Source organism: Bifidobacterium sp. FKU (assembly GCF_026016385.1).
Lineage (GTDB): Bacteria > Actinomycetota > Actinomycetes > Actinomycetales > Bifidobacteriaceae > Bifidobacterium > Bifidobacterium infantis.
In genome coordinates, this window is the sequence record NZ_CP092888.1 from 2302773 (window position 1) to 2315110 (window position 12338).

Annotated in this window: 6 protein-coding genes, 1 tRNA gene, 3 rRNA genes and 1 pseudogene; 1 reads left to right on the forward strand and 10 read right to left on the reverse strand. The window is 59.7% G+C overall.

The window, feature by feature from the left end:
* Positions 1 to 2: 2 nt before the first annotated feature.
* Positions 3 to 1883, forward strand: a complete 1881-nt coding sequence (gene iolD / locus MMB48_RS10410; RefSeq protein WP_032743588.1) for a 3D-(3,5/4)-trihydroxycyclohexane-1,2-dione acylhydrolase (decyclizing) — start codon at positions 3 to 5, stop codon at positions 1881 to 1883.
* Between the two features lie 143 nt (positions 1884 to 2026).
* Here iolD and MMB48_RS10415 read toward each other — a convergent pair.
* The 10 genes and pseudogenes from MMB48_RS10415 to MMB48_RS10460 form a co-directional block, all read right to left on the reverse strand.
* Positions 2027 to 2245 (reverse strand): annotated as a pseudogene (locus tag MMB48_RS10415) (IS3 family transposase); the annotation flags it as partial.
* A 123-nt stretch (positions 2246 to 2368) separates the two neighbouring features.
* A 5S ribosomal RNA gene (gene rrf, locus MMB48_RS10420) occupies positions 2369 to 2485 on the reverse strand.
* Between the two features lie 174 nt (positions 2486 to 2659).
* Positions 2660 to 5724: ribosomal RNA gene (locus tag MMB48_RS10425) — 23S ribosomal RNA — on the reverse strand.
* Positions 5725 to 6152: 428 nt separating this feature from the next.
* Positions 6153 to 7677: ribosomal RNA gene (locus MMB48_RS10430) — 16S ribosomal RNA — on the reverse strand.
* Together the 16S, 23S and 5S rRNA genes form the textbook arrangement of a ribosomal RNA operon.
* A gap of 566 nt (positions 7678 to 8243) precedes the next feature.
* On the reverse strand, positions 8244 to 8936 hold the full coding sequence (gene rplA / locus MMB48_RS10435) for a 50S ribosomal protein L1 (RefSeq protein WP_012578523.1): 693 nt from the start codon (positions 8934 to 8936) through the stop codon (positions 8244 to 8246).
* A 15-nt stretch (positions 8937 to 8951) separates the two neighbouring features.
* Entirely contained in the window at positions 8952 to 9383 is a 432-nt protein-coding gene (gene rplK, locus MMB48_RS10440) for a 50S ribosomal protein L11 (RefSeq protein ID WP_003829785.1), read from the reverse strand.
* 261 nt (positions 9384 to 9644) lie between these two features.
* Complete coding sequence (nusG, locus tag MMB48_RS10445; RefSeq protein WP_032743906.1) at positions 9645 to 10538, reverse strand: transcription termination/antitermination protein NusG; 894 nt, start codon at positions 10536 to 10538, stop codon at positions 9645 to 9647.
* Positions 10539 to 10567: 29 nt separating this feature from the next.
* Positions 10568 to 10795 carry a preprotein translocase subunit SecE gene (gene secE / locus MMB48_RS10450; protein ID WP_032743905.1) on the reverse strand — a complete coding sequence of 76 codons (228 nt, stop codon included), beginning with the start codon at positions 10793 to 10795 and terminating at the stop codon, positions 10568 to 10570.
* A gap of 37 nt (positions 10796 to 10832) precedes the next feature.
* Positions 10833 to 10908: transfer RNA gene (locus tag MMB48_RS10455), tRNA-Trp, on the reverse strand.
* A 141-nt stretch (positions 10909 to 11049) separates the two neighbouring features.
* Positions 11050 to 12255, reverse strand: a complete 1206-nt coding sequence (locus MMB48_RS10460; RefSeq protein WP_080714736.1) for a pyridoxal phosphate-dependent aminotransferase — start codon at positions 12253 to 12255, stop codon at positions 11050 to 11052.
* Positions 12256 to 12338 lie beyond the last annotated feature (83 nt).

Sequence of the window (12338 nt, forward strand, 5' to 3'; positions counted from 1 at the left end):
CGATGGCAAGCAACGGGAAAGTCACCCTGACGGTCGGACAGGCGATTGTCCGATTCCTCGAGGTGCAGAAGGTCGAGCGCGACGGCAAGGACAACACATTCTTCGGCGGAGCACTCGGCATCTTCGGCCACGGCAACGTGGCCGGCATCGGTCAGGCTTTGCTGGAGGAAGTGGACCGCTTCCGCTTCATCCAAGGCAAGAACGAGCAGGGCATGGCGCATATCGCGGTCGGCTACGCCCGTCAGATGAACCGTCTCGGCGCGATGGCGGTGACCACATCCATCGGCCCGGGCGCGGCGAACATGGTCACCGCCGCCGGAACCGCCACCGTGAACCGTCTGCCGCTGCTGCTGTTGCCCAGCGACTACTTCTCCACCCGCCGTACCGGTTCCGTGCTGCAGCAGATCGAGAACGAGCAGTCCAACGACATCTCCGCCAACGATTCGTTTAAGGCCGTCAGCCGCTACTGGGACCGCATCGACCGCCCCGAACAGCTGGTGCCGGCGCTTATGCGCGCTATGGAGACGATGACCAATCCAGCTACGACCGGTGCCGTGACGCTGTGCCTTCCGCAGGATGTGCAGGCCGAGGCCTATGACTTCGATGAGGATCTGTTCCGCGAGCGCGTCTGGCGTGTGCCGCGCGTCCGCGCCGACGTCGATGCGCTGCGTGACGCCACCGAAGCGATTCGCGCCGCGAAGCGTCCTCTCATCATCGCCGGCGGCGGCGTGGTCTACTCCGAGGCCACCGAAGCGCTTGAGGCGTTCGCCGAGACCACCGGCATTCCGGTCGGCACCACGCAGGCCGGCAAGGGCTCCATCGCCTATGAGCACCCGCTCAACTCCGGCCCGATGGGCGCGCTCGGCTTGAGCTTCGCCAACAAGCTGGCTCACACCGCCGACCTGATCATCGGAGTTGGCACCCGCTACACCGATTTCACCTCCGCCTCGAACACCATGTTCCAGAACCCGGATGTGAAGTTCGTCAACATCAATGTTCAGTCCTTCGACGCGCACAAGGAGTCCGCGATCCCGGTCGTGGCCGATGCTCGCGAGGCCCTGAAGGAGTTGCAGGCCGAGCTCGCCGGCTGGAGCGTGCCGGACGAGTACCTGGCCGAGGCCAAGGAGGCAGCTATCGAGCAGCGCGAAGCCGTCGAAGAGCTCATCAAGCCGATTCCAGGCGATCATGAGCTGGGTCAGAAGGAGCTCATCGGCATCGTCAACTCCTTTGCCCGCAAGCAGGATGTGGCGGTGAACGCCGCAGGCTCCATGCCTTCCGACCTGCAGAAGCTGTGGAAGCCGGGCACGCCGCTCGGATACTCGGTCGAGTACGGCTACTCCTGCATGGGCTACGAGATCCCTGCCGCGCTCGGCATGCGTATCGCCGATCCGAATCGTGAGATCTTCACGTTCATCGGCGACGCCTCGTTCATCATGTACCATCAGGACGTGCTCACCGCCGTACAGGAACATGAGAAGATCATTCTGCTCGTGGTCGATAACGGTGGCTACGGATCCATCAGCTCACTGTCCGTCAAGGTCGGCTCGCAGGCTTTCGAGACGAAGTACTTCTACCGTGGCGAAGATGGTCGTCAGGACACCACCAAGCCGCTCAAGGTGGACTTCGTCAAGATTCTCGAAGGCTACGGTGTGAACACGTACACCGCTGCCACCGCCGCCGAGCTACGCGACGCGCTTGGCAAGGCAATGGACGCCGACGAGATCACCGCGATCTGCATCGAGACCGATCCGGTTGTGCGCGACGATACCGCCGACGCTTTCTGGGAGGTCGCCACTCCGCAGGTGGCCCACATCGAATCCTCGATCAAGGCTCATCAGGAGTACCAGAAGGTGCGCGACGAGGCTCAGCGCCTGTACCTGTAAGGTCCCGGCACCGCAGGGGCGGCAGGGCGTCTAGGAACGCGCCCGTCTGCCGGCCTCGTCTAGAGAAAGAGGAAGAAAGAGGGGCTGATTCCTTGGGTGAACTGCGCCCCGGAAGTTGGACGTGGTTTATTAAGGGTACCTGATTAGGCTATGAGGGACATGTTCCGGAATTCCTCCGGGGTGTGTCCCTCCAGTTGTTTTTGCCTTCGCTTGGTGTTCCAGTGGACCATGTACGCGTCCAGCCCGGTTCTGAACTCCTCGTACGAGGCGAACTCGCGGCCTGTGTAGAACTCGTCCTTGAGATGACCGAACACCTGCTCGGTGGCGGCGTTGTCGATGCAGTTGCCCTTCCTGCTCGCGGACCAGGGGGGGTAGGCCCAAGACGCTGAGGCCCAAGGACGCGAGATACCCCCCCCCACGCGCGAGTGTCCCGATATGCGGGAAGCCCCGGTACCTTCAAGGTATCGGGGCTTCCTGTACGTGTGATGCGGCGGCGTGCTACTCTCCCACACCCTGTCGAGTGCAGTACCATCGCCGTGCCAGGCCTTAGCTTCCGGGTTCGGAATGGGACCGGGCGTCTCACCTGGGCCATGACCGCCGCAAATCTTCTCTTATACGGTCAGACACCAAGGTCTGCCGGCCTTGTGGCGGCCCGGGAACCGGACAGGGGACGCGATTGCCGTTGATGTTGCTTCGTCTTGCGCCATTCCCGTGCTCATTGCCATACGGGATGGTTTGCAGGAGGATGATGCGGTCCCCGAACGAATCGGGGAATAATAGTGTTGCCTTTCGTCCGTTAGTACCGGTCGGCTCCACCCCTCGCGGGGCTTCCACGTCCGGCCTATCGACCACGTGTTCTGCATGGGGACTACAGCAGCTCGAGGCTGCACGGAATGCTTATCTTGGAGCAGGCTTCCCGCTTAGATGCTTTCAGCGGTTATCCCTTCCGAACGTAGCCAACCGGCCGTGCCACTGGCGTGACAACCGGCATACCAGAGGTTCGTCCACCCAGGTCCTCTCGTACTATGGGCAGGCCTCCTCAACATTCCAACGAGCGCAGAGGATAGAGACCAAACTGTCTCACGACGTTCTGAACCCAGCTCGCGTGCCGCTTTAATCGGCGAACAGCCGAACCCTTGGGACCTGCTCCAGCCCCAGGATGCGACGAGCCGACATCGAGGTGCCAAACCATCCCGTCGATATGGACTCTTGGGAATGATCAGCCTGTTATCCCCGGGGTACCTTTTATCCGTTGAGCGATGCCGCGTCCGTACACCGGCACCGGATCACTAGTCCCGACTTTCGTCCCTGCTCGGACCGTCGTCCTCGCAGTCAAGCCCGCTTGTGCACTTGCACTCGCCACCCGATTGCCAACCGGGCTGAGCGGACCTTTGGGCGCCTCCGTTACTCTTTGGGAGGCAACCGCCCCAGTTAAACTACCCGCCAGGCACTGTCCCTGAACAGGATCACTGTTCGAGGTTAGACATCCAATGCGAACAGAGCGGTATTTCACCTTGCGGCTCCGCACGATCTGGCGACCATGCCTCTCGGCCTCCCGCCTATGCTACACAATCCACACCGAATGCCAATACCAAGGTATAGTAAAGGTCCCGGGGTCTTTTCGTCCTTCTGCGCTTAACGAGCATCTTTACTCGTACTGCAATTTCGCCGAGCTCCTGGTCGAGACAGTGGGGAAGTCGTTACGCCATTCGTGCAGGTCGGAACTTACCCGACAAGGAATTTCGCTACCTTAGGATGGTTATAGTTACCACCGCCGTTTACCGGGGCTTGAATTCACCGCTTCACCCGAAGGCTGACGGATCCTCTTAACCTTCCGGCACCGGGCAGGCGTCAGTGCATATACAGCGGCTTGCGCCTTCGCATGCACCTGTGTTTTTGGTAAACAGTCGCTACCCCCTGGTCTGTGCCACCCCCAAAAGCTCCCCGCGCGAGGCGGATCACCATCGGGGGTCTCCCTTAAACCGAAGGAACGGGAGTGATTTGCCGAGTTCCTTGACCAGGATTCGCTCGATCGCTTTGGTATTCTCTACCTGACCACCAGTGTCGGTTTGGGGTACGGGCGGCTTCGAGCCTCACGCCGAAGCTTTTCTCGGCAGCCGGGATCACCGGATATCGGGCCATAAGGCCCCCACCATCGCACCTCGCCCACACGCCCCGCGGATTTGCCTACGGGACGGGCTGCGTGCTTGACCACGGAAAACCACCTCCGCGGCCGGCTACCCTTCTGCGTCACTCCTGCGCTGACCTACTACAAGGATCGGTCCCAACAGGCCCAGGCATCCCACCCCCGAAGGGGAAGCAAGCCCGGACCCGGAGGTTAGTACTCCAAGCCTCGGTTCTGGCGGCTGAAAGCCGGTACGGGAATATCGACCCGTTCATCCATTCGACTACGCCTGTCGGCCTCGCCTTAGGACCCGACTCACCCAGGGACGATGAACGTGGCCCTGGAACCCTTGGTCATCCAGCGGACGGGATCTTCACCCGTCTTTCGCTACTCATGTCTGCATTCTCACTCCCATGAAGTCCACGGCGCGTTCACACGGCCGCTTCGCCCCTCATGGGACGCTCTCCTACCCAGTACAAAATACTGCCGCGTCTTCGGTGGTGTGCTTGAGCCCCGCTACATTGTCGGCGCGGAACCACTAGACCAGTGAGCTGTTACGCACTCTTTCAAGGATGGCTGCTTCTGAGCCAACCTCCTGGCTGTCTATGCGACTCCACATCCTTTCCCACTTAGCACACGCTTCGGGACCTTAGACGACGGTCTGGGCTGTTTCCCTTTCGACGACGAAGCTTATCCCCCGCCGACTCACTGCCGGGATACACGTCACCGGTATTCGGAGTTTGGTTGCTGTTGGTACCCGATACGGGCCCGCAAGCATCCAGTAGCTCTACCCCCGGGACGCAATGACCCGACGCTGCACCCAAATGCATTTCGGAGAGAACCAGCTATCACGGAATTTGATTGGCCTTTCACCCCTAACCCCAAGTCATCCCCCCGGTTTTCAACCCAGGTGGGTTCGGTCCTCCACACGGTCTTACCCGCGCTTCAACCTGCTCAGGGCTAGATCATCCCGCTTCGGGTCCAGGACACGCGACTCAAACGCCTTTTAAGACTCGCCTTCGCTACGCATACCCCACACGGGTTATGCTCGCCACATGCCACTGACTCGCAGACTCATTTTTCGATAGGCACGCCGTCACCCCACGAAGAGGCTCCGACGGATTGTAGGCGCACGGTTTCAGAGACTGTTTCACTCCCCTCCCGGGGTACTTTTCACCTTTCCCTCACGGTACTCGTTCGCTATCGGTCAGACAGGAATATTCAGGCTTACCCGACGGTCCGGGCGGATTCGCACGGGGTTCCACGGGACCCGTGCTACTTGGGAGACGCGATCGGCAGACCATGCGCGTTCAGGTACGGGGCCCTCACCCTCTGCGGCCCGGTATTCAACCCGGTTCCCCTGACACATGGTTTTCTAAAACTGCCGGCCGGCCCGTCGGAGCCGGCGCACGCGATCCCGCAACACCCCACACGCAACCCCCGACGGGTATCACACGCGCAAGGTTTGGCCATCATCCGCTTTCGCTCGCCACTACTCACGGAATATCCTTTCCTGCAGGTACTGAGATGTTTCACTTCCCTGCGTACCCCCCGGCCGAAGCCGGTACCGACCCATGACGGCCGGTGGGTTCCCCCATTCGGAAATCCTCGGATCAAAGCCCTGTAGGCGGCTCCCCGAGGCTTATCGCAGCCTCAAACGTCCTTCATCGGTCCTGTCTGCCAAGGCATCCACCATACGCCCTTGCAAGCAACACACACCATGAAGGTGCATGGCCGCAAGATTCCTCTAGCAAATTCCCAGACGACAAATCATCACACTAAAAATGATCACAAAACGATCGAAACGAACAATAGAGTTCGATTCGAAATCAACAGCAAAACAAAGATTCAAAACCATTGTTTTGCTCGCGTCCACTATCCAGTTCTCAAGCCACCACGCACCGCCACGCCATCACGCCGGCACACGGCCGGCCCGCAGGCGCGACGGGCATCGAATCGCGCCAGGCAAAAGCCTGGGGTGGCGATCCGGGAGCCCAAAAGCGCATCCATACCACTCCGGCACCCACCGCACGACCGGCAGGGCAAAGCCAACGACGTCTTCCACACCAGCAACCCGTCCACACGCGACCATCGCGCGGGAGGGTCCGCACCGGACGCCGAACGGCATCCTGTATTCTCCGTAGAAAGGAGGTGATCCAGCCGCACCTTCCGGTACGGCTACCTTGTTACGACTTAGTCCCAATCACGAGCCTCACCTTAGACGGCTCCATCCCACAAGGGGTTAGGCCACCGGCTTCGGGTGCTGCCCACTTTCATGACTTGACGGGCGGTGTGTACAAGGCCCGGGAACGCATTCACCGCGACGTTGCTGATTCGCGATTACTAGCGACTCCGCCTTCACGCAGTCGAGTTGCAGACTGCGATCCGAACTGAGACCGGTTTTCAGGGATCCGCTCCGCGTCGCCGCGTCGCATCCCGTTGTACCGGCCATTGTAGCATGCGTGAAGCCCTGGACGTAAGGGGCATGATGATCTGACGTCATCCCCACCTTCCTCCGAGTTAACCCCGGCGGTCCCCCGTGAGTTCCCGGCACAATCCGCTGGCAACACGGGGCGAGGGTTGCGCTCGTTGCGGGACTTAACCCAACATCTCACGACACGAGCTGACGACGACCATGCACCACCTGTGAACCCGCCCCGAAGGGAAACCCCATCTCTGGGATCGTCGGGAACATGTCAAGCCCAGGTAAGGTTCTTCGCGTTGCATCGAATTAATCCGCATGCTCCGCCGCTTGTGCGGGCCCCCGTCAATTTCTTTGAGTTTTAGCCTTGCGGCCGTACTCCCCAGGCGGGATGCTTAACGCGTTAGCTCCGACACGGAACCCGTGGAACGGGCCCCACATCCAGCATCCACCGTTTACGGCGTGGACTACCAGGGTATCTAATCCTGTTCGCTCCCCACGCTTTCGCTCCTCAGCGTCAGTAACGGCCCAGAGACCTGCCTTCGCCATTGGTGTTCTTCCCGATATCTACACATTCCACCGTTACACCGGGAATTCCAGTCTCCCCTACCGCACTCAAGCCCGCCCGTACCCGGCGCGGATCCACCGTTAAGCGATGGACTTTCACACCGGACGCGACGAACCGCCTACGAGCCCTTTACGCCCAATAATTCCGGATAACGCTTGCACCCTACGTATTACCGCGGCTGCTGGCACGTAGTTAGCCGGTGCTTATTCAACGGGTAAACTCACTCACGCTTGCTCCCCGATAAAAGAGGTTTACAACCCGAAGGCCTCCATCCCTCACGCGGCGTCGCTGCATCAGGCTTGCGCCCATTGTGCAATATTCCCCACTGCTGCCTCCCGTAGGAGTCTGGGCCGTATCTCAGTCCCAATGTGGCCGGTCGCCCTCTCAGGCCGGCTACCCGTCGAAGCCACGGTGGGCCGTTACCCCGCCGTCAAGCTGATAGGACGCGACCCCATCCCATACCGCGAAAGCTTTCCCAGAAGACCATGCGATCAACTGGAACATCCGGCATTACCACCCGTTTCCAGGAGCTATTCCGGTGTATGGGGCAGGTCGGTCACGCATTACTCACCCGTTCGCCACTCTCACCACCAAGCAAGCTTGATGGATCCCGTTCGACTTGCATGTGTTAAGCACGCCGCCAGCGTTCATCCTGAGCCAGAATCGAACCCTCCACAAAAAGAATGCGAAGAGACATCGACAGATGACTCTCAAAACAAAAATTGACGAGCACGTCCTTAAGGAAGGACGCCCTCAAAAAACCTCACCCCTCATCAAACCCTCCCGGGTACCCGACCACCACGACAGGCGATCAGGCGAGGAATGAACTGGCAATCATTGACTATAAAGAAGTAGTACAAACACGCTCTTGAGTTCTCAAACCACCACCACTCACCCACCTCACAGCCCCCACCGAAGGGAACCACTCGCTGAGCGGCAGCAAGGAAATAACTTACACGCATGTTTGGATTCGCGCAAATCGAGGCGCGCAAAAGCCGAAGGAATCGTTGCAATCACACGGTTCCTTCGGCGTGTCGCAAGCAGCCTATTTGCACTGTTCTGATACCAGAATAATCCGTCTTTGCATTGCCGATGCGTAACAAATTCATGTGTTCACCGGCGTGTTGCAAGAATTCGATTGCGTGACCATCCAGGTTCACCTTCTCGCAACCGGTCATCGCATATGCAAAAAGGGACTTCCCTTTACGGGAAGTCCCTTTCACTAGCTATTGAAGCTCGCTAGCCTCAGGCCAGGGTGTTCGGGTCAACCGGAACGCCCGGGTTCATCGTGGAGGTGATGGTTGCCTTGGTCAGGTAACGGCCCTTCACGGTGGCGGGCTTCAGACGCTTGACTTCGTCGGCCACAGCCTTGAAGTTCTCATCCAGAGCGGACTCATCGAAGCTCATCTTGCCGATGAGGAAGCTCAGGTTGCCGTTCTTGTCGACACGGAACTCGATCTTGCCGCCCTTGATGTCCTTGACAGCCTTGGTGACATCCATGGTCACGGTGCCGGTCTTGGGGTTCGGCATCAGGCCACGCGGACCGAGCACACGGCCCAGACGGCCGACCTTGCCCATCATGTCCGGAGTAGCAACCACGGCGTCGAAGTCGAGGAAGCCGCCCTGAACCTTTGCGATCAGGTCGTCATCACCGACGATGTCGGCGCCAGCCTCGGTGGCCTCGGTAGCCTTCGGGCCACGGGCGAACACGAGGACCTTGGCGGTCTTACCAGTGCCGTGAGGCAGGTTGACGGTACCGCGCACGAGCTGGTCGGCCTTACGCGGGTCGACGCTCAGACGGAACACGGCCTCGACGGTCTGGTCGAAGTTGTAGGCAGGCATGCTCTTGAGCAGAGCGATGGCCTCGTTGGCGGTGTAGAGGTTGTTGCGATCGACGCGCTCAGCGGCTTCGCGGTACTTCTTGGAACGCTTTACCATCTGTCCTTCTCCTTATCAGTCCGTAACCGTGATGCCCATCGAGCGAGCGGTGCCCTCGATGATCTTCATGCCGGCCTCGATATCGCGAGCAGACAGATCTTCCATCTTGGTCTCGGCGATTTCGCGAACCTGCGCCTTGGTGACAGAGCCGACCTTGTGGGTCAGCGGGTTCTCGGTACCCTTCTCAATGCCAGCAGCCTTCTTCAGCAGAGCTGCAGCCGGCGGGGTCTTGAGAACGAAGGTGAAGGAACGATCTTCGTAAACGGTGATCTCGACAGGGATGACCTGACCCATCTTGTCCTGCGTCTGGGCATTGTATGCCTTGCAGAAGTCCATGATGTTCACGCCATGCGAACCCAGAGCCGGGCCCAGCGGCGGGGCCGGGTTGGCCTTGCCAGCCTGGATCTGGAGCTTGATCAGCGCCGAGACTTTCTTCTTGGGAGCCATATTATGGTTCTTCTTTCTATAACGCGGTTCGAATGGTCGCCGTCCTCAGGTTCGGCTGTCTGCCATCATGCTCGGTCTTGACTCATTATTTATCCGTGCATGCTGTAGGCAATCGGCCTGTGGTCGGTCTCCTCCCGCAACTTATATTGCTGTGCTGTGCTAGCGGGTCTTCCCTCCAGACACAAGCTTTCCTATTATGCAAATCCACCCGGACAACACAAAAAGCCCGACCACGATGGTCGGGCTCTGCAAAGTTTGGGGTTAATCTAGCTTCTGAACCTGGTGGAAGCCAAGCTCCACCGGCGTATCACGGCCGAAGATGGACACGAGCACGGTGAGCTTCTGAGTGGTGGGCTCCACGTCGGAAACAACGGCGGCCATGGTGGCGAAAGGCCCATCGGTGACGGTGACCTGATCGCCAACGGCGTAGGAGACTTCTACCTTGCGCTTCTTGGCGGCGGCGGGCTTGTCGCCGGCGGCCTTGAGTGCCTCGGAAGCGATCATCGGAGCCATCATCGCCACGACTTCCTTGCGGGAGAGCGGCGCCGGATCCTTGGTCGGGCCAACGAAGCCGGTCACGCCTTCGGTTTCGCGAACGATACGGCGGGCGTTCTCATCCGGCCACATACGAATCAGCACGTAGCCTGGAACACGCACGCGGGTGATGACCTTCTTGCCCTTTTCGGTGTGCTTCTCGACTTCTTCCATCGGCACCTCGACCTGGAAGATCTGGTCTTCCATGCCGAAGGAGGCGACGCGGGACTCGATATTGGTCTTCACGCGCTTCTCGTAGCCGGAGTAGGTGTGCAGCACGTACCACTTGCCATCAAGGGAACGCAGGGACTTGGAGAATTCGTCAACAGCCTGCTGACCTGCATCGGTTTCCTCGGCCTGCTCGGATTCGTTGACTTCTTCCTCGTCCTCATCCAGAGAAACGGTCTCGGTCTGAGTGGAAGCAACAGGAGCGGATTCAGTCACGGCCGGAGCGGCGGACTCAACATCTGCATTGTCGACGGATGCGTCAGATTCTGCGGAAAGGTCAGCAACCGGTTCAACCGGGGCAGCTGCCTCATCGGCAGCAGCTTCGGAAGCCTCGACAAGAGGCTCCTCAGCCGGCACGGCGTCGAGGTTCTCGAGATTCAGTTCATCACTCATGCGTTGTTATTCACCTTAGGTTGTGCGGATCAGCCGAACACCCACAGCACGAGCTTGCCCAGACCGAAGTCCATGCCCGTGACGAGGGCCATCAGCAGCAGCACGAAGATAAACACAGCCAGAGACCAGAAGAACAGTTCCTTGGCAGTAGGGGTTACGACCTTGCGAAGCTCGTCGATGATCTGCTTGATAAACAGACCGATACGCATGAAGACATTCGGCTTGACTACCTTTTCGCCGTTGTTCGTCTTAGCCATTCCGTACCTCGCGTCAGCTGCTTGATTATTGAAAACTTGGCAGGGAAGGCGGGACTCGAACCCACAACCTACGGTTTTGGAGACCGTTGCGCTACCAATTGCGCCACTTCCCTAGGTGAAAATCCACCTCGGCGTGCATTCCGTAGAGAACGCTTCGCCATGGCGAAACCGCCAAGTTGTTATAGTAACGGCTCCGGTGGATTATCGCAAATCGCGTGTCGCGCGCGTGGCATGTGCGGGGCACGCGACTCTTCTCAGTTAGCCCATTCCTTGAATCGACGCATGCCTTCGGCTAGGTCTTCGTCGGCCAGTGCGTAGGAGAAACGCAGGTAACCGGGAGCACCGAAGGCCTCGCCGGGGACGGCGGCCACGTGGGCCTCATCCAACAGTGCGGCGGCAAAGTCAGCGGACGTATCGGACACTGTGCCCTTGGGACCCAGCGGCTTGCCAAGCAAAGCGGTGATGTCCGCAAAAGCGTAGAACGCGCCGGTCGGAGTCGGGCAGTTGACGCCCTCGATATCGTTCAAGGCGGTCACAATCGCACGGCGGCGCGCGTCAAAGGCCTTACGCATCTCGTGCACCTCATCCAGCGGACCGGCCACAGCGGCCAAAGCAGCACGCTGGGAGATGTTGGCCACATTGGAGGTCATATGCCCCTGCAGCTTGGTGGCGGCCTTGGCCACCTCAAGCGGCGCGACCATCCAGCCGACACGCCAGCCAGGCATCGCATAGGTCTTGGCCACGCCGTTCAGCACCAGCAGCTGCCCGCGGCATTCCGGCACGGCGGCACCGATGTAGGTGGTGTGCGCGTCGTCGTAGTTCAGGTGCTCGTAGATCTCGTCGGAGATAACCCAGATGTGGTGCTCGACGGCCCAACGACCGATCGCTTCCACGGTTTCCGGCTTCCAGACGGCTCCGGTCGGGTTGTTCGGGGAGTTGACGATGATTGCCTTCGTATGCTCGGTACGGGCCGCTTCCAGCGCCTCAAGCGAGGGCTCGAAGTTCACGTCGGCACCGGCGAATACTTCGACCGGCACGCCACCCGCCAATTTGACGGCTTCAGGATAGCTGGTCCAGTACGGAGCGGGGATGATGACCTCATCGCCATCGTTGAGCAAGATCTGGAAGGATTCATACACGGCCTGCTTGCCACCGTTGGTCACCACAACCTGGTCGGCGGACACCTCGTAGCCGGAATCGCGCAGCACCTTAGCCGCAATCGCTTCGCGCAGCTCGGGCAGGCCCGGCGTAGGCGTGTACTTGTAATTCTTCGGGTCGAGGCAGGCATCTGCCGCAGCCTTGACCACGTTTGCGGGGGTCGGGAAATTCGGTTCACCTGCGCCGAAGCCGATAACGTCAAGTCCGGCGGCCTTCATGGCCTTGGCCTTGGAATCGACGGCGAGCGTAGCGCTCGGTGCCACAGTGTTGATACGGTCGGAAAGAGTCTGCCATTGCGCCATAGTCATGGCTTCCATGCTAAACCTACAGCACGAAAAATCGCCAGAGCCGCACTATGGTGATGGGATCTGTCGTGTGACAGATC